Genomic DNA, 18879 nt, shown 5'->3' on the forward strand with positions numbered 1-18879 from the left:
ATGAGGCTTGCCATGAGATACGCTTTGGCTTCCACCCTATTGGAGTTCTTGATTTAAGAAAAGGGAAGGTCAGACCCAAAGTAAGAAAAGTGTAACCCATGTCCATAGGTTAAAATGTAACCCATGTGAATGTTGAACAGGGGGCTTGACAAATCAAAAACCATGCCGTATACTACTAACTATAGTTTTAATAGATTAAGCTTATATAACGATAGTTGGAGGTTGATATGGAGGAAGGCTCTGAAAAAGGGGTAAGGTTGATAAATATCAACTTAAATCAACTTGAAATCCTTAAAAATCAATGGGTTATGGGGATACCCCCCCTCCCTATAAACTAAAGCAAAGCAAAAAGGAGGCAACCCCTTATACACTTCCTTGTCAATCGAGCCTACAGAGGATATAATCTTTCTAATGAAGAATCAGGATGTGGCACGGATATTTAACAGTATAGCAGACCTCCTCGAGATAAAGGGAGAAAACCCATTTAGAATCAGGGCATACAGGCGTGCCAGCCAAAATATAGACGGTCTTACAAAGGATGTTTCAGAGCTTACTAAAGAGCAACTTATCGAGATACCGGGCATAGGCACTGACCTTGCAGGCAAAATAACAGAGATAGTTAAAACAGGGATACTAAAAGACTATGAGGAGCTAAAGGAAACAGTTCCCGAAGGACTTACCCTTCTCCTTACAGTGCCAGGGCTTGGGCCAAAAACAGCAAAGCTTCTATATGAGAAATTAAAGATAAAAGACATCTCAGAGCTTGAGGGTCTTGCAAGGCAACATAAACTCATCGGTCTTTCAGGGATAAAGGAAAAGACAGAGGAAAATATCCTTAGAGGCATAGAGATGCTCAAAAGGGGCAGGGACAGATACCCCCTCGGAAGAATTCTTCCTCTGACAGAAGACATAATTAGGCATCTCAGGGAAAAGGCACCTGTTGAGGATTTATGCGTTGCAGGAAGCGTAAGACGGTGGAAAGACACTGTAAAGGATATAGATATCCTTGCCACTTCTCAGGAGCCTAAAAAGGTTATGAGCATATTTGTCCATCTGCCTCATGTAAGGGACATCCTTTCTCAGGGGCAAACGAAATCCAGCGTTGTATTGGAGGAAGGCATACAGGTTGACCTAAGGGTTGTGGAGAAAACCTCATTTGGAGCCGCAATCGCCTATTTCACAGGCAGTAAGGAACATAACATTAGGCTTAGGGAGATGGCTCAAAAGGCAGGGCTCAAGATTAATGAGTATGGCGTATTCAGGGAAAAAGACGGGCATAGGATCGGTGGCGAAAAAGAAGAGGACATCTACAGGGTCTTAGGGCTTCCTTATATCCCACCTGAGCTAAGAGAGGATACAGGCGAGATAGAGGCGGCTATGGAAGGAAGGCTTCCAGAGCTTGTAGGCATTAAAGACATAAAAGGCGACCTTCATGTCCATAGCAAATGGAGTGATGGAAGCCATAGCTTTGAGGAGCTTGCAAAGACTGCAAAGGACAAAGGCTACGAGTATATCGCAATCACAGACCATTCAAAAGGACTTGCTGTTGCAAGGGGGTTAAGCGAAAAAAGGCTCTTAGATGAGATTAATGAAATAGATAGCTTGAATAAGAAACTAAGGGGAATTAAGCTCCTTAAAGGCATCGAGGTAGACATAAGAAGCGACAATACCCTCGATTTCCCTGATGAGATTCTTAAGAGGCTCGATATAGTGGTTGCATCTATCCATTCCGGGTTCAGGCAGTCAAGGGAAAAACTCACATCCCGACTCATATCTGCAATGGAAAACCCCTATGTGACTGTTATAGCCCATCCCACAGGAAGACTTATAGGGCAAAGGGATGCCTATGATGTTGATATGCCTGTCCTACTTAAGACTGCAAAGGAGACAGTCACAGCCCTTGAGATAAACGCATATCCCCTGAGACTTGACCTCAACGATACCTATGTAAAACAGGCAAAAGCCCTCTCAATTCCCATAGCCATAGGCACAGACACCCATATCCTAAGCCACTTCGATTACATGAGCTATGGTGTGTCCATTGCCAAAAGAGGGTGGCTTGAGAAAAAAGATGTCATAAACACCCTTTCTTTGAGCCAAATAACAGGTTTTTTGAAAAAAAAGAAAACCTCTCACCAAAACTCTACCTGAAAAAAAATCGTTGCCATCTCCCTTTTTTATAGGTTCAAGTTGCATAGGCTTAAGTGCTTGAATTATCTCCATTTTTATCGTTAGAGCGTTCAATCTTTTTCATTTTGTTCAAATTGCCGCCTTTTTCATCAGCCTCGATGAGCCTTGCCTTGTCCATGAGTATTGCGTAAAATCCTTGAACCTCAGCCTTTTTTCTTTTGAGATTTTTTTATTCATAAGTCGACCTCCTCATGAAAATATACACACCCAAGATAAAAAAGTCCTCTAACACATGTCTAAGACACATGTCACAAAAGCATGTCCACCTGCACTACTGCTCTTTTATTGTCCTTGACAGGGAAAAGGGGGGTGGTTAAGATAAGGGCAAGGTGCTAAAGGAAATAAAAAGACCGATAGGAGAGCTAAATTATGAAAGAGACTACACTTACAAAAGAAAATATAATCAAAAAGCTTAGAGAAAATAGGGAGATTTTAAGCAGGTATGGCGTAAAAAGAATAGGTGTGTTTGGCTCTTATGCTCGGGAAGGGCAAAAAAGGGGTAGCGATATTGACCTAATGGTGGAGTTTGACCAAGAAATGTTTGGCAAAGATTTTAAAGGGCTTTTTGATGCATACATGAAACTGTCTTCATACCTTGAAAAACTATTTAACAGAAAGGTGGAAATTCTAACTCCTGACAGCATCAGAACAATAAGGATTAAGGAAGTTGCTGAGGATATTCAAAGGAGCATAGCGTATGTCTAAGAGAGGAGATAAAGAGCTCCTTCTGGATATAAAGGAGGCAATGGAAAGAGTGAGGAATTACACAGAGGGGATAAGTTATGAGAAGTTTTTGCAGGACACAAAAACCCAAGATGCTGTGGTTCGCATATGCGGTTGAAATAGGTATTTCCAAATAGGGACGGTTGTACTATCTCACTAATCCCCTAACTTTTTTAAACCTTCTCAAAAGGCACATAAATTTATATTGTATTGGCTTCTCTGAAAAACCCTCTCAATCCCCCTTACCCCTTTAGAAAATTTCAGTGTAGAACATTATCATTTTGGCAGGACACTCCTTGTTTTTCTATTGACAGGATGTATATTTTGTGTTAAACAACTTAAAGTAGTATATCTTACGGACAGCTTTTTTACTAAAAGGATGCTTAATTTGATGGTAACAGGGTATTACCTTGAATGGCGGTAGCTTGTTTTTAAACTGGTATGCAGTATATACAAAGCCTAAGCAGGAGGCACGGGTATCGAGAAACCTCTCGATGGCTAACATAGAGGTTTTTAATCCACTACTTAAAAGGGTAAGGTTTATCAGGCAGAGGTATCAGGAGGTCATTCAGCCACTTTTTCCCTGCTACATATTTGCAAGGTTTGACTTGAGATATAGTAGTCGGCTTGTGAGGTACAGCCGTGGAGTAAAAAGTATAGTAGGCAGTCGTAATGCCCCATTGCCTGTGGCAGAGGAGATTATTCAGACGATTAAAGACAGAACAGACGCTAATGGCATGGTTTTAGTTATGCCTGAGATTAAGCCAGGAGACTTCGTGAAGATTGCAGATGGCCCATTAAGAGGGCTTAAAGGTATCTTTGAAAGGGAGATGCCAGACAGAGAGCGGGTAATGGTACTTCTTTCTACCATAGAGTATCAGGCAAGGGTTCTGATTGAGCGGGAGGCTCTGGAGGGCATAAATGCATTCTAAGCTACTCCTGATGAATATCCCTTCGGGCAGAATCCCTTCGGATTATCCTCCAATAGCAATATCGAGGGTTATAGAGGGCATAGAGCCTTCCTTGAATGTAGAGGTCTCATTTTTAAATTTAGATTATCTAAGACCGTCTTTGGATGAGATTAAAAATAAGATAGAGTCTTTCAAGCCCGATATTGTCGGCTTTAGTGCTGTGTTGACGCCTGCTTACCGCTACCTTAAAGAGCTTTCTAATTTTATTGGCAAAAATTTTCCATCCGTTATTCAGGTTCTTGGTGGAGAGATGGCTGTGATAGCCAATATAGTCCTCTTAAAGACAAAGGTTAATTTTTGTATTACAGGAGAGTCAGAGCCCTCATTCAGCAATCTGATTCTCAGGCTTAAGAAGGATAATTTTAAGCCAGAGACAAAAAACTATAGGGATATATTGGGACTTGTCTTTTTACTTGACGGTATGCCTTATTTTACCGGCACTGAGACGAACGATAGCAGGCAAAATGGACTAAGACAGTTCAACTATAAGCTGATGTCAGGTCTCTTTAGCTTAAACAATTATATACACAAGATAGACGGTCAATACTTTAGGAGTAGACTTATCAATAACAGGATAGAGGGCTTTTTAGACTTACTTCATCCTCATAACCAACACAAAAACATGGCAATGGTCTTTGCCAGCAAAGGCTGTATAAATAAATGCTCTTTCTGTCACAGGTTTTTTAAAGGCTATAGATTCATTGACCCTGTGAGCGTCATTAATTATATCGAGGCTCTTAAGATGGACCTCGATGTGGGGATGGCCCTGTTTTCGGAGGAAAACTTTGGAACAAATACAAAGGCAACCTCTCTCATTATTGAGTATCTGAGGGACAGCAGGCTTAACTGGGGTGCAGGTGCTGTCAGGGTCAGAACAGTCAATGAGAAGACGATAAGGCTGTGGAAGCAAGCAGGCTGCGTTCATATTAACTTTGGTATTGAGTCATTGTCCCAGAAAATGCTCGATGTGATGGACAAAAGGGCAACTGTGGAGGAAAACCTAAATGCCATAATGCTATGCCATAAATATGGCATATTTACCATCATAGGCTTGGTAATCGGAATGCCCGGAGAAACAGAGCAAACGATACAGGAGACCATAGATAATCTTACGGAAGTTATCCCTGATGATATAAACATACCCTTTGAGGTCTATGTCAACTATGTTCAGACTGTGCCAGGCACTCCGATATATGAGTATGCAAAAAGGCTTGGGCTCATTGGACGGTCCCTCGATGAAGAGGAAAAATACATAGAAGGACTCTCGGAGGCAGATGCAAATGAGGTAAGGCAGTATTTGAACTTCACGGATTATTTAAAGGAAGAGACTGCCTATTGGAAATACTATATCTCGATGGAGCTGATTGCCTCGTATATCAGAAAGAACGGATATTTCAATGTGCTCAGACATAAAAAAACTCGAGCCTATAGGGTAGGCTTGCTCTATGTCTTTTTTCCAAAAAGGGTGCGAAGGTTTTTATTGAAGTATCTTATGATTGCAAGGTTTTTCGGGCTCAGAAGGCTGATGTACATATGTAAAGAAAAGGCGTTCAAATTGTTTATGAAAAAGGTCCGTAATTTTGGCAATGTCAATCGTCCGATAAGGGAAATAAACAAAGAACTTACACAGCTTTTAAGGGAAGACGAGGTTGCTGTCGTGCCTCTGAGGGAAGGATAGCTCTTGCAAGACCTCATTGCCCAAAAGTATGCAGTGCTGTCCACGAAAGCAGACGATTTCCTGAATGATCTCGGAAAAGGATATATAAGGGAATTCGTCAAAAGAGGCGCAGTATTTATCGATTATGAGAAGCTATATCTTGGTTTTGGGAAAAGAAAATCCGAGCAGTTCATACGGGATAGCATCTCAAGGAACGGTATAGAGGTGCTGCTATATCAGTCTGCTCCGTATGACTTTCATTACAGTGTAGAGTTTTTCCATCGGCTGAGAGAAAAGGTTTTTACTGTAATGATGCTTGGAGATACGGAGCATTATTTCGACGCAAGGGACATTTATTACGCACAGTGTATGGATTTAATCGTTGTCTATGACTGCCTATCCCGTTATAGATTCAGGCAATATGGATTGGATGCAATATCCTTTTATAGCTCTTTCGATAAGAACAGATATTTCAAGCTGGATATTGAAAAGGACATAGATGTCTCGTTTGTCGGAGATATTTCAAATAAGGTTGCACGGAAGACATATATAGACTATATAGCTCAAAATGCAATACCTGTGGAGGTCTTTGGAAATGGCTCAAAGAATGGACAGGTAAGCATGGAAGAGATGACTAAGATATTCAACAGGACAAGGATAAACCTTAATTTTACGAGAATATCCTTGAAAAACGCCTTGAGGAAAGAGCCGAATATCAATCTCAGGTTGAGGCAGATAAAAGGAAGAGCCGCAGAGGTTGCCCTATGCGGAGGGTTTGTCCTTAGCGAGTATGCATCTGGCATAGAGGAGGTGTTCGAAATAGATAAAGAGGTAGTAGTTTTTCATTCCAACGAAGATATGTTAGATAAGATTAAATACTATCTCGAACATGAAGATGAAAGGAATGAGATAGCAGAAAATAGTTATAAAAGGGCATTGAGGGACTATGAATTAAGCACTGCTATACCGAAACTTATTAGCAGGATAGAGGATATAAGGAGGAATAAAGCCAAAGGACAATCAGAGCTATATGTGGACAATCATTTCCTTAGACACTATACAACCTTCAGAGTTGCTATGGCAGTGAAGTTTCTAAGGCTTAGGAAATGGAGTTTGCTTTTTCAAGAGGCATATATAATCTTTAGAAACAGAAGGTTGAATATCAAAAAGGCACTTGGAATCTTTCTCTTTGATTTCTTTCCTCCGCTTAAGAAGCTTTACCACTCCCTGAGGTTCTTCCAAAGAGGGGAATGATGTGATTAGAAAAAACATGCCCAAGGCTCTTCTCGTATACCCGGGGAATAAAACGATAGGGTTTACATATCCCATGGGGCTTCTTTATTTAGCCAAGTCATTAATCGGGGCAGGTATAGATGTGTCGATATTCCATACAGGGATAGATGATATAAGAAAACTTAAATTTGAAGATTACCTTTTTGTCGGAATCAGTATGCTTACCGGAAAGATAATATCGAATGGCTTACACATCGCAAGGTTGATAAAAAAATATAATGAGCGGATTCCAGTTGTTATCGGAGGTGTGCATCCATCATTACTGCCTCGGGAGTCTTTGGAGAACGAGCTTATAGATATCGTCGTTATCGGAGAAGGAGACAAAACAATCGAAGAGCTTGCTTTATGCCTGATGAACGGACAGGCTCTCTCCGGAATAAAGGGTATAGGCTATAAAGATAAAGCCAAAGGGGTAACAATCAACCAGCCCAGAGAGCTTATAGATATGGATGAGCTTGATTTCGACCTGCCATATGAGCTTTTAGGTAAGGGTTTCTTTAATGCAGGGGTGATGCCTGTGCACACATCGAGGGGCTGTCCCTACAGATGTGGATTCTGTTATAACCCGGCATTTAACAAAAGGAGATACAGGCGTAAGAGCGCAGATAGGGTTGTAGCGGAGATAGAGTATCTAAAGGACAAGTATAAGGTTAATAATTTTGGTTTTGACTTTGAAGACGAATTTTTTATAGATGCTAAAAGGGCTTACGAGATATTCCAGTCCATTATCAGGAAGGGTTTAAAGATACGATGGACTGCGTTTTGCAGATTTAATACCTTTGATAATGCCTTTAACAGGTTCGGCAGTGATTTTGTGGATGTGCTGAAAAGGTCGGGATGTCATTATCTCAGCTTCGGAGCAGAGTCAGGCTCTCAAAGACTGCTGGATGAGGTTATTCAGAAAGACATTGAAGTGGAGCAGATATTCAGGACTGTTCAGAGACTTAAGACCGCAGGTATACCGCACAGGGTAAGCTTTATGTGTTGCTTTCCTACGGAGACGGATGCAGATTTAAATGCCACCTTTACTCTCATAAACCGAATATCTCATAACAACCCGTTGATAGTGCTTGGACTTTTTAAGCTCGTTCCACTTCCAGGAACCCGAATATACGATTTACTGAAAAATCAGTATGACTATAAAACGCCATCTTCCTTAGAAGGATGGGGGAATTATGAGATTCCAAGCACTTCGTTTAAAGATGTAACATGGCTCTCAAGAGGATATACAAAGAAGTGCTATAACATATCTTTATCTGCCAATTACCCGTTCTATAAGGATTTTAAATCTTATAGGGCATATAAAAAATTCGTTTATGGCATAGACTCCACATATGGGACCAGCTATCCTGACTATATCATGGCAAGGCTCCAAAGGTGGCGATATAAAAAAGGGTTTTTTAGATTTATGGTAGAGCCTGTTGTTTTTAATAGGTACATAAAAATCAGGATGTTTCTCATAAATTACCTTCTTAAACGCTATCTACCTGAAAGGGTATATAAAACATTGAAGAAATGGTTTGGGAAGAACATTGGGGCAAACCCATGTCATTAGATATTAAAAGGGACTCAAAACTCAAATCAGGCATCAATCTCGTGGTGGTTCAGCTTTCGATGTTTCTGATACCGCTTCTGGCAACCCCATATATAATACTCAAGGTCGGCATCGGAAACTATGGCGCATTTATATTCTTTCAGTCCGTAATGGGCTTGCTCTCCGTTATAGGCAGTTATGGGTTCGTCCAGACAGGTGTCAGGGACATAGCTAATGCAAGGACATTGAAGAGGCTCAATTACGAGTACTCGCAAATCTTTTATTCCAAGCTCCTTGCCCTGCTCGTGTCGGTTTTTATTGCATCTATTCTGTTTTGGTTTGATAGATTCAGCAGTGAAAAACAGCTCTATACATACTCATTCTTATTTCTTTTAATGAATTTTCTGGATATATCCTTTGTATATCAGGGAATAGAGAAGCTTAAGGATTATGTCATTGCAAATTTAGTTGGTAATGTGTTTTACCTTATGTCCTTGTTCGTTTTCCTTGGAGATAAGGCAGACTATGTATATCTTCCGCTTATATTTTCTGTGCCGAGGATTAGCTCCTTAGTGTTTTCCATATTTGCCCTTTATGTCAGGTTTGGGATTGTGCCTGTGTTTTTCAGCATAAAAGGGATAATGAAAAAGCTGAGAAAGGGGCTTGACTGCTTCCTAATGAATGTATTTGCGATTATTTATACGAGGGCACATGTTGTGCTTTTAGGAGTGATTACAGGTAATACCTATGTCGGGTATTATTCCATAGCAGACCAGCTTGTCTTTGCATACTCAAACATACAGGGAAAGGTGTCAACCGTGTATCAGCCCCAGATAGCATATGCCTTTAAGAATAATCTTGAGGAGGGCATCTCCAAGGCAAAGGAGAATATACTTGCAATCTCTTCGATAGCCATTGCAGGTTTTATATTTACACAGTTTTTTGCATTTGACCTGCTTTATGCATTGTTTGGGGATATTGCAATGTACTCGGAGATTCCGCTCAGGGTATTGTCGCTGAATTTTATATCGATGCAATTGAACTTTATCTTAGGAATACAGATACTGCTTTCTCTTCATAAAGACAGGGAACTGCTTCTGCCTTCCATATGTGCCGCAGTCTTAAACCTTTCCATTGGAAGTGTCTTGATATATTACTTTAAGCATATCGGTGCCGCAATCTCAATCTCATCCATAGAGGTCCTGATATTTATGTATTTTTATATAAAAGTGAGAAGCTTTAATATTGAGGTCTTCGGTAAGGGTTTGCTTGAGAAACTGCTTGGCTACGCATTGGGGCTTGTTCTTACCGCAGGTCTTTTGAGGCTTTTGTATTTATCCATATCCGCAGGCATCTTTATAAAACTACCACTTGTCATGACACTGTATGTTTTAGTTGTCTTAATGAGTCTGAGACTTTCAAACATCGTGGACTTTAAAAATAAAGAAGTAATCGTATCGAATTGACTGAAGTGGATATTGACCTCAGGACAGCTTGCATCTTATGTCTGAATGTTCATAAAAAGGACAAGACCACAATGAACGATTTTGCCGATTTCAACTCCAGCGAGATAGCGAAGAATTTTAAAGGGGGAGATGTATTTTATTTTTCGGATGCGATAAGTGCAAATGGGATAAGACATACGGAAGCCATGATTAAAAAGATAATAAAGGATAAAAATATCTCGGTTGTCTTTTTTGCGCCCAATGGGGATAGCTACGAGCTTTCCATAGAGTTTTTCAGTGGCTTAAGGGAGATGGGTGTCAAAAATGTGCTTTGGGTTTTAGATGACGAGATGATTTTCGATGTCCTGACAAAATACTATGCACAGGTGTTCGATGCCGCTATAACCTGCGATTATTATGCGACATTTGCCTATCGGAAATTAGGCATCCCTTCGCTTTATTATTTCTCCAGCTACTCAAAAAATGACTTTCCATCCTTGAACAATCGTTTCAAGGATATAGATGTGAGTTTCGTGGGAGACTGCACAAAGGCAAATAGGCTGGAATATATAAACCATTTAAGGAAAAACGGGATAGGTATAAGTGTCTTTGGAGAAGGCAGTGAGAATGGATTTATAAGGAAAGACGACCTATCTCTAATATTGTCCCGAAGCAAGATAAATCTGAATTTTACAAGGCTTAATACTCCTACGGCATCTGCATGGTTTCTTAGGGACAACACCCTGACCGCTGTTATGAGGCAAAACAAGGGAAGGCCTATGGAGATAGCAATGGCAGGGTCTTTTTGTCTGAGCGAGTATTCATCCTCTTTACCTGTTACATTCGAGATAGGCAAAGAGATGGATGTTTTTTACGACAAAGAAGACCTGCTTGCAAAGGTGGGGTATTATCTCGAAAATGAAGACATACGCAACCAGATGGCGGGCAACGCACATAGAAAGGCTGTAACGCTCTATGATGTAGATGTATTCATGCCCGAACTACTAAAAGAGCTATGTAATGTCCTGAACAGTCAGAGCTATGTCCAAATGGACTTGACGATATATAAGGACACTGTATTTAAAAAGAATCATATCACGAGGCTGACCATCCTGATGTTTTATCAGTTTTTAAAGCTTAGATTTAAGCCTGCCCTTGAGACATTTACGAATCTTTTTCAGTATGGACTCAGTGTTTTCTTTGTCTCTTTTTTAAGGGGGATAAGGATAGCGTTTTTGAAGGTGAGCTCTAAATTCAGTCGGGGTATAAAATAAAGACCAGTTTTAGAATGAAGATTTTAGTTACAGGAGGTGCGGGATATATAGGAAGCAATGTTGTAAAGGTGCTTGGTGAAATGGGGCATGAGATTGTTGTTTACGATAACCTTTCCACAGGGCATGAATGGGCGGTTTTGTATGGAAAGCTGATTAAAGGCGACCTGAAGGATAAGACACTCCTCGATGCTGTAATTGAGGCATTTAGACCTCAGGTTGTGATGCATTTTGCGGCATCCATAGATGTCAAGGAATCTGTCAAAGCACCCCTAAAGTATTACAGGAACAATGCTGTAAATACACTTAATCTCTTAGAGGTTGTAGTTGAAAACAATATCAAGAATTTTGTTTTCTCTTCTTCTGCGGCTGTCTATGGCATACCAGAAACAATACCCGTAAGCGAAGGTGCTATTGTTAATCCTATAAGTCCATATGGCAGGTCAAAGGTTTTAGTAGAAGGGATGCTCAGGGATTTATCTCAGGCATCGGAGTTCAATTATGTTTCTCTCAGATATTTCAATGTTGCAGGCGCAGAGCCCGAATTGAGAATTGGTCAGGCATATAAAGAGCCCACGCATCTTATTACAAAGACACTGAAGACAGCAAATGGGCAGTACGATAAGCTATTAATATTTGGCTCTGACTACCCTACCCCTGATGGAACATGCATAAGAGACTACATCCATGTCTCAGACCTTGCTCAAGCACATATTTTATCTTTGTCGTATCTTTCAGAAGGTGGCAAAAGCAGGGTGTTTAACTGTGGATATGGCTATGGTTATTCTGTAAAAGAGGTCATCTCTACTGTAAGGGCAGTAACAGGCAGGGATTTCATGGTTCAGGAATCCCAGAGAAGGCACGGAGACCCACCTTCTTTAGTGGCTGACTGTATGAGACTAAAGAGGGAGCTAAACTGGTGCCCTCTCTTCGATGACCTCGAATATATAATCGAGACTGCATGGGGATGGGAGCTAAAGATATCTTCTCTAATCAGACAGGAGATATAACATCAAAAAGCTACTTCTTATAAACGATTTCAGGGAAGGTGGCGGTGCAGAGCAGGTCTTTCTTCAGACCGAAAGGCTATTAAGAGATAGATATATAGTTAAGACCTTTATTGGAAGTCAGAGGCATGCAAAGGCAAGGAATCTGATTACTCATGTGATTTCATCTAATGGCAGAAGTAGCTCTCTATCTCGTATCTATTCTATTAAAACCCGGCGGAGGCTCTCAACCGTTCTTCTTGAGTTTATGCCTGATATAATACACATACATAATTATTATAACTGTCTTTCGCCGAGTGTTCTAAGTTCAATCAGGTCTTATAGGAGACAAAATGGTAAACCCATAAAGGTTGTCTTCACTGCCCATGATTTCCACCTCCTATGTCCATTCAGCCTGTTTGTGCATTACGGCATTTTCTCAAATAGGTGTTTGAGGCTTGATGGTGCACCAAATATATTTCAGGTGCTTTTTTATAAATGGGATGTGAGGGGTTTTCCATTCAGTCTCGCAAAAAAACTTCAGTGGCTCTATGCATATGCGGTCAATGACCTTGACAGGGAGATAGACCACATCATATCACCAAGTGAGTTTATGGAAGGGCTTTTAAGGGAGAGGTATTCATGGTTAATCCCTGTGTCTGTCATAAGAAATTCCTTTATTGGCATGGATGCCATTGATTCATTAAAACGCTCGAGAGATAGAAATGATAAAACCCTAAAAATGGTTTTCATGGGCCGTCTATCCCCGGAAAAAGGACTTTTGGAGTTTATAGAGTGTCTAAGAAAGATTGACATGGATTATACATTTAAGATTATAGGAGATGGTCATCTGAAACAGGACATTCTGAAAATGGTAGTGCAGTATGGGCTAGATGATAGGGTAGTACTCACTGGACAGCTTGAGCATCATCTGGCACTAAAGGAGCTTTGTTTGAGCGATGCCCTTGTCCTGCCATCGACATGCTATGAGAATGCACCTCTTTCACTTGTGGAAGGTGCGCTTATGGGTCTCAGACTTATAACCTCAAGCCATGGTGGGATGAAGGAAGTGGCAGGGCTTTGTGGCGGGGCTTATCTTATTGAGCCCTCAGACTGCCAATCGGTTAAAGGGGCTTTAAAGAGATGTCATGAGGACACTGTCTCTGAGGACACTGTCTCGGATAAACCTATAGAAGACAGGGATGTCGGGCTTTTGACTTCTGCTTTTAGCGAAAACACTTACATAGAAAAATTAATCAGTGTCTACGATAACTAAAAGGCATATCCTTTTACTCAGTCCGTTTATAGGCTATATATTGTTCGTGATTCCTTTTTTGAATCAACTGCCTATGCATGAGGAGGTCATACATCTTGTTCATTCGAGCACATGGGAAGGTGCACTTCAATATTTCTGGCATCCTCCGACTTATGTGCTTCTGGCAAAGCTAACGAGGAGTGTGCTCGGGGATTCTTATCAGGTATTGTATCTTATCGGAATCCTATCTGCCATCCTGAACCTGTATCTCATATACAGGATACTAAATGCTATGCCTGTGAGCGGCTCCTTAAGCCGTCAATGGTATTTATTGGTTGGCATGTGGATATTTGTTTTAATGCCAATTGCTGTGCACGGCTCGCTCCTTTTGGAGATAGAGGGCACTGTCTTAACCCCAATGTGTCTACTTGCCGTATGGTTTTATATAAAGAATATCGAGGAAGAGGACTCTATAAGGTTCAATGTTATAGCTGGACTTCTTTTTGGGCTTTCGATGTGGGCAAAGTATTTTGCCACTCCATTTCTCCTTATATTTGCTGTTTTTCTGTCCCAGTGTAGCGGAGGTAAGCCTTTTTTAAGGGCATTCAGAAATCTTTCGATAATCCTGACATCCGCACTTGGTTTTTTTATCCCGACATATCTACTTTATAGCTATCTTTTCATACCGGGGATAAACTCCTTTGCCTTTGTTTTTTCCGAAAAGCCAAAAGAGGGCATTACGCTTTTTCTGTCAGGCAAGATAATTATTCCCATAGTCAGCAAACTTACTGCCTTTACTTTCTGGTTTAGCCCGTTTTTTATAGCGTTTCTCCTTTATTTTGGCTATAAGCTCCTTCGCAGGTGGAGAGAGTTTCCAATGGAACGATTTTTTCTTATTTCGATTTTTCTCATATTTATTTTTTATCTAATAGCGCATCCGTATCCCTTTGCAGAGTCCAAGTATTTTTATCCGATGTTTCCATTGGTTGCGATTCTAAGTTCAAGGCTTTTTGCGATAAATAAGATTAAGCTTCCTCCACTACGGTATGTCTTCCTCATCCCCATAGCAGGGGCACTCATGTTTTTCGTTCTTGGAGACCCTCTGTATAAGAGCCTTTATTTTTATAGAAGCCAGCTTACAGGCAGGATGGTCTCTTACATCGGTTTATATGTATTTGTGAATCTCGCTATCTTTAGCATTGTTTATCTGATATTGTCCCGCAGGGTAGGCGGGTTTATTAATACCTTTTCATCCTCGCTCATCTATCTTACGATAAGCGCCAGTTTATCTCTTTTTTTAAATCAGGCAATCGGCCAATATCAGACGAAATACCAATATGGAGAGACAGGCATCGGTGAGACAATCGCATATGTAAATTCAGAGATTGCTCATGAAAACAAAAAGATGGGGAAAATAATACTTCCGGGTGAGATAAATTATTATGCCGGGCTAAATAAGGCTTCTTCGTTCAGAGAATTCGGCATTTCTTCTGATTGGCGCTGGATTGTAGAAAGAAAGGTGAATATCCTCAGACTTTCGCCTGAAAATCTGAAATTACTGAATAACAGGTATGACCTGATAAAGCAGATAGGCTCGTATCGGATTTATAAAAGAAAAGGGTAGGATGGGGTTTAAATTAGTAGTGCTTTTTGTTTTCTCGGTGTTTTTGCTTTCAAGCGGAGACACCCTCAAGATTGCCTCTGTGAATGCATCTTCGCTGGTTTCCATACTGATGGTAGCGGTTTTTTTGTTTAATGGACTTTTAGGTAGACGGTTTGTCCTGAAATCTCATCCCCTACAGTTGCCGTTAGCTCTTCTTTTTTCATGGGCATTAATCTCACTGCTTATAACAGGTATCGTGCCTTCCAATGCTATTCCATCGGAAGCCTACTCCTATGCATGGACAACAGGCCTCAACCACCCTGATTTTCGGGGATTGTCATTTCTTCTCAGGCTGATTCTTGTTATATTTGCGATTGAGTTTATAGTCTCGAATGTGGGTACAAAGAAAAAATACTTCACAGTGGTCAATGTCACGATAATGCTTTATTTTATCGTATGCCTTTTAGGCTTTCTACAGGTGGTAATGCTAAAGGTGTTTAATGTTGGATTTGGCAATATAACGGTTATTTCAGAGACAGAGGGCTATTTTCGTATAGGAGGCTATGTTGGAGAGCCACAGACATTTGGCTTGATACTGTTGAGTGGGTTTTTCCCGGTATATGCCTTAATAAAGACAGGTTCTGATAAAAGCTGGTTTTCAAAAAGATTTCTAGGGATTATTTTATTCCTTGCAGTAGTAGATTTGCTCTTTACATTTTCCGTATCGATGATGATTGCGATGCTGGTGGCTTTTCTAATAGTCCGAAGGCAATTCTATAGGAAAAAAAGCTTGCTTATACCTCTAATTTCCATCTCAATCCTGTTTTTTCTCTTTTACACTGCGATAAATGTAATGGTCGTTACGAAGCTCGTATCCGAGCTTTCTTCTGTTAATGCACGGACCCTTACATTAATTATTGGTTATAGCATGTTTGCGGATAACCCATTGAGCGGGGTTGGCATTGGGCAGTCTCCACTTTTGGCAGAGCAAGTATCAGGGACGATAAATCAGGATTTCTGGGTCTTGAGCTTCGATAAATCCCGGGTTCCGGTCCTTAATTCATATATAGAGTGGCTGGCAGAGACAGGTGCAGTAGGGCTTTTAATCCTCGCATGGATAGCTTACAGGCTGTATAAGCTTGCAAAAGGGGGAGGGTGCTCTGGAGACTGCACATTCGTCAGAATGGGCTATGGCGGCTCGATACTGGCATTGGCAATTGCCGCTAATTCAAGCAGTGGGAATTTCTATACAGGCGGGTTTGCTCTATCACTTGCAATGTATGTGGCAGGGATGAAGATATTCAAGGCTGATTAGGGGTTCGGATGTTATTGCGAAAGATTTTCTTCTTTATAAAAACCCTTTTTTTGTCTCTTATCTCATTCTTACAGGCATGTATTCATATTCTATATGAAAGGCTATTGCCTGTGAAAGAGGATGACACCAAGAGAAATCAGCCTGCTATCTTAATAATCCAGCTTGGCCAGATTGGAGATTTCGTCTTATCCTCTCCTGTTTTTAGGGGAGTAAAGGAATCTTACGATGGAAAGGCACATATAACTGTTATGACCGACCCTGTAAACGAAGCCCTTGCAAGGAAAAATCGGCATGTAGACGATGTCATCCTTTATAACTCACAGAAGTATTATCGCTATAAATCTTTATACCTAAAGAAACTTAAATTCCCCAAGATTGCATTAAAGGACAGGAGATTCGACTATGCGATATGGCTGAGGGCAGATATTACCACATTCCTCTGGCTTTTAAAAAACAGGATTCCCATGAGGTCTCTTACGAAATATCCAAACCCTCTCAGGTGGGCATGGATGCCTTTAATCACAGGAAGGGCTGTTAAGAGGCGGTTTATCCATTATGTTGAGTGTCTCGATGACCTTACAGGCGTTAAGGTTAGCGAGTCTGCATGTAAACCTGAATATCGTCCCTTTATATGGCAAGGTGACCAAAAGGTTGTGTTTATTCATGTCTCAGCAGGTAGTGGACTCAGGAAGTGGTCCAAGGAGAATTTTTCAGAGCTATGTAGGCGGTTATTGAAATGGAGCCCTGATATTAGAATAAATCTCTTAGGCGGTAAGACGGACCATGAGGTTGCCCTGAGCATAAAGGAGCACAGCTCTCTATCGGAGTATTCTGATAGGATAGGGAATCTATGTGGCAAGATAGCCCTGACAGAGCTTTCTAAAGCACTCTCTGAGGGGACCTTATATATCGGATTTGACAGTGGGCCCCTTCATATAGCGGCATCATCAGGGATTCCTATAGTTGCACTGATGGGACCGCAATCTCCCCAGCTTTTCAAGCCATGGGGGAAACAGGAAATCAGGATAATCTATAAAGGGCTTTATTGCTCTCCCTGCTGGCAGTTTTATTGTTTTCATACTGCCTCTCAAGCAGGATTGTGCATTTCGGCTATCCAGCCCGAAGAGGTTTTTAATGAGGCAAAGGCTATCTTGAGTAAGACTCTATGAATGAGGAGGGTCGTTATGAAGATTCTTCTTTTATACAATGTCTATTCCGATGAGCTTGGCTCAAGCAGGCCACCATTAAGCACAGGCTATCTTGCCCAGGCACTTCATGATTCGGCAATCGATTATGGCGTGATTGACATGAAGCTCGGATACTCAAAAGGTGATGTGCTGAGGGAGATTTCCCGTGGTGGATATGATTTTGTAGGGGTTACTGTTTACACTGTGGGGCATAAGAAATTTTTCAGCCTGCTTAAGACCATCAAAGATAAATATCCATTGGTAAAAACTATCGTTGGTGGACCACACATTACCCTTTTAGGCAGGAAGGTTCTGGAGGACTACGACCAGATAGATTTTGCCTTCGTAGGGGAGGCAGAGTATTCGCTGATTCAATTTTTAAGGGGTATAAGCTATGAGGAGATTCCAGGCATTATCTACAGAGATTCAGGAGACATCAGGCTCGGAATGCCCTATGTGAGGCATGACAATCTGAATGATATAAGCTGGCCCAGATACGAAAAGTTCGAGATGTCGAGGTATGCAAATGAGGTAGGCATAATCACTTCGAGGGGATGTCCGTATCCATGTTTATTTTGCTCTGTGGGCTTAACCCTTGGGAAAAAAGTAAGGGTACGCTCGGTTGGAAGTATTGGAGAGGAGATTCATTACTGGTACAGAAAAGGTAGAAGGATATTTAATTTCCTCGATGACAACCTGACTTTTTATCGTGAGCGGGTCTTTTCTCTTTGCGATGAAATCGAAAAAAGACAGCTTAAAGGGCTTGTCCTTCGTGCCTCCAATGGTTTGAGGGCAGACCGTCTTGACAGGGAATTACTGTTGAGGATGAAAGAGGTTGGATTCAGGAGCTTTGGAATTGGTGTCGAGGCAGGCAATAACAAGGTTCTTAAGACCCTGAGAAAGGGTGAGACCATAGAGCAGATAGAATCCGCTATTAGATTAAGCTGTGAGCTTGGATTGGAGGTATCGCTTTTCTTTGTATACGGGGCACCGGGAGAGACTGTAAAGGACATAGAGGATTCCATAAGGATTGCAGAGAAATATCCGGTTTTTAAGGCTGATTTCTATAACCTGATTCCATTTCCTGGAACCGAGCTTTATAGATGGGTTGAGGAAAATCAAGCATGGACAGGCGAACCACTGGAACTACTTAATAGCATGGATAAGAATCTCAGGTTCTCTAAAAGAACAGGAAGGCCTTTCTTTACAACAAAAGAGCTTACACTTCAGGATAGGAAAAGACTTGCATCTAAATTAAGAAAGGTTACACTTTCGATTCAAAAAAGAGGGGTTGAGAGACTGTTTTCTAAATACGGACCCCTGAAATACCCCATTTCGTATATCGCAGGAACCATGTTTTTTCAAAGATTTTTCTTTAATAACAATCTGCTAAGAAAGCTTGCAGACAGGTTCAGGTTTGCATCGAGACAAGCATAAACAATATGAGGC

At 41.0% G+C, this 18879-nt stretch carries 15 protein-coding genes; all 15 read left to right on the forward strand.

From position 1 onward, the window contains the following. Nucleotides 1–411: 411 nt before the first annotated feature. Entirely contained in the window at nucleotides 412–2151 is a 1740-nt protein-coding gene (gene polX, locus HY805_07085; protein MBI4823973.1) for a DNA polymerase/3'-5' exonuclease PolX, read from the forward strand. A 408-nt stretch (nucleotides 2152–2559) separates the two neighbouring features. Then, on the forward strand, nucleotides 2560–2895 hold the full coding sequence (locus HY805_07090) for a nucleotidyltransferase family protein (protein ID MBI4823974.1): 336 nt from the start codon (nucleotides 2560–2562) through the stop codon (nucleotides 2893–2895). Continuing rightward, complete coding sequence (locus HY805_07095) at nucleotides 2888–3031, forward strand: hypothetical protein (protein ID MBI4823975.1); 144 nt, start codon at nucleotides 2888–2890, stop codon at nucleotides 3029–3031. Before HY805_07090 ends, HY805_07095 begins: the two co-directional genes overlap by 8 nt. 307 nt (nucleotides 3032–3338) lie before the next feature. Beyond that, nucleotides 3339–3845 (forward strand): hypothetical protein, encoded by a 507-nt coding sequence (locus HY805_07100; GenBank protein ID MBI4823976.1) that lies wholly within the window; start codon nucleotides 3339–3341, stop codon nucleotides 3843–3845. Then, the gene (locus HY805_07105; GenBank protein MBI4823977.1) at nucleotides 3835–5562 is read left to right on the forward strand and encodes a radical SAM protein; all 1728 of its coding nucleotides are present in this window, start codon (nucleotides 3835–3837) and stop codon (nucleotides 5560–5562) included. The genes HY805_07100 and HY805_07105 overlap by 11 nt, the downstream gene beginning before the upstream one ends. Nucleotides 5563–5565: 3 nt before the next feature. Continuing rightward, nucleotides 5566–6795, forward strand: a complete 1230-nt coding sequence (locus HY805_07110; GenBank protein MBI4823978.1) for a glycosyltransferase family 1 protein — start codon at nucleotides 5566–5568, stop codon at nucleotides 6793–6795. Nucleotides 6796–6811: 16 nt separating this feature from the next. Further along, on the forward strand, nucleotides 6812–8389 hold the full coding sequence (locus tag HY805_07115; GenBank protein MBI4823979.1) for a B12-binding domain-containing radical SAM protein: 1578 nt from the start codon (nucleotides 6812–6814) through the stop codon (nucleotides 8387–8389). Further along, nucleotides 8380–9834, forward strand: a complete 1455-nt coding sequence (locus HY805_07120) for an oligosaccharide flippase family protein (GenBank protein MBI4823980.1) — start codon at nucleotides 8380–8382, stop codon at nucleotides 9832–9834. Before HY805_07115 ends, HY805_07120 begins: the two co-directional genes overlap by 10 nt. Before the next feature lie 71 nt (nucleotides 9835–9905). Continuing rightward, nucleotides 9906–11087 carry a glycosyltransferase family 1 protein gene (locus tag HY805_07125; protein ID MBI4823981.1) on the forward strand — a complete coding sequence of 394 codons (1182 nt, stop codon included), beginning with the start codon at nucleotides 9906–9908 and terminating at the stop codon, nucleotides 11085–11087. 14 nt (nucleotides 11088–11101) lie between these two features. Continuing rightward, complete coding sequence (galE, locus tag HY805_07130) at nucleotides 11102–12094, forward strand: UDP-glucose 4-epimerase GalE (GenBank protein ID MBI4823982.1); 993 nt, start codon at nucleotides 11102–11104, stop codon at nucleotides 12092–12094. A 244-nt stretch (nucleotides 12095–12338) separates the two neighbouring features. Further along, entirely contained in the window at nucleotides 12339–13346 is a 1008-nt protein-coding gene (locus HY805_07135) for a glycosyltransferase (GenBank protein MBI4823983.1), read from the forward strand. Continuing rightward, nucleotides 13330–14949, forward strand: coding sequence for a glycosyltransferase family 39 protein (locus HY805_07140; protein MBI4823984.1), 1620 nt, complete (start codon nucleotides 13330–13332; stop codon nucleotides 14947–14949). The genes HY805_07135 and HY805_07140 overlap by 17 nt, the downstream gene beginning before the upstream one ends. 1 nt (nucleotide 14950) lies before the next feature. Then, nucleotides 14951–16243, forward strand: a complete 1293-nt coding sequence (locus HY805_07145; GenBank protein ID MBI4823985.1) for an O-antigen ligase family protein — start codon at nucleotides 14951–14953, stop codon at nucleotides 16241–16243. A gap of 110 nt (nucleotides 16244–16353) precedes the next feature. Next, nucleotides 16354–17412: a glycosyltransferase family 9 protein gene (locus HY805_07150; GenBank protein MBI4823986.1), complete on the forward strand. Its 1059-nt coding sequence runs from the start codon at nucleotides 16354–16356 to the stop codon at nucleotides 17410–17412. Between the two features lie 15 nt (nucleotides 17413–17427). Further along, nucleotides 17428–18867 carry a B12-binding domain-containing radical SAM protein gene (locus HY805_07155; GenBank protein MBI4823987.1) on the forward strand — a complete coding sequence of 480 codons (1440 nt, stop codon included), beginning with the start codon at nucleotides 17428–17430 and terminating at the stop codon, nucleotides 18865–18867. Nucleotides 18868–18879: the final 12 nt, after the last annotated feature.

The organism is Nitrospirota bacterium, from assembly GCA_016207905.1.
In the GTDB taxonomy this organism is placed as follows: domain Bacteria; phylum Nitrospirota; class Thermodesulfovibrionia; order Thermodesulfovibrionales; family JdFR-86; genus JACQZC01.

Excerpts from the sequence above, each read along its gene's own strand:
- polX (MBI4823973.1), top strand. The coding sequence starts at position 412 with ATGAAGAATCAGGATGTGGCACGGATATTTAACAGTATAGCAGACCTC.
- HY805_07090 (MBI4823974.1), top strand. The coding sequence starts at position 2,560 with ATGAAAGAGACTACACTTACAAAAGAAAATATAATCAAAAAGCTTAGA.
- HY805_07095 (MBI4823975.1), top strand. The coding sequence starts at position 2,888 with ATGTCTAAGAGAGGAGATAAAGAGCTCCTTCTGGATATAAAGGAGGCA.
- HY805_07105 (MBI4823977.1), top strand. The coding sequence starts at position 3,835 with ATGCATTCTAAGCTACTCCTGATGAATATCCCTTCGGGCAGAATCCCT.
- HY805_07115 (MBI4823979.1), top strand. The coding sequence starts at position 6,812 with ATGCCCAAGGCTCTTCTCGTATACCCGGGGAATAAAACGATAGGGTTT.
- HY805_07120 (MBI4823980.1), top strand. The coding sequence starts at position 8,380 with ATGTCATTAGATATTAAAAGGGACTCAAAACTCAAATCAGGCATCAAT.
- HY805_07125 (MBI4823981.1), top strand. The coding sequence starts at position 9,906 with ATGAACGATTTTGCCGATTTCAACTCCAGCGAGATAGCGAAGAATTTT.
- galE (MBI4823982.1), top strand. The coding sequence starts at position 11,102 with ATGAAGATTTTAGTTACAGGAGGTGCGGGATATATAGGAAGCAATGTT.
- HY805_07135 (MBI4823983.1), top strand. The coding sequence starts at position 12,339 with ATGCCTGATATAATACACATACATAATTATTATAACTGTCTTTCGCCG.
- HY805_07145 (MBI4823985.1), top strand. The coding sequence starts at position 14,951 with ATGGGGTTTAAATTAGTAGTGCTTTTTGTTTTCTCGGTGTTTTTGCTT.
- HY805_07155 (MBI4823987.1), top strand. The coding sequence starts at position 17,428 with ATGAAGATTCTTCTTTTATACAATGTCTATTCCGATGAGCTTGGCTCA.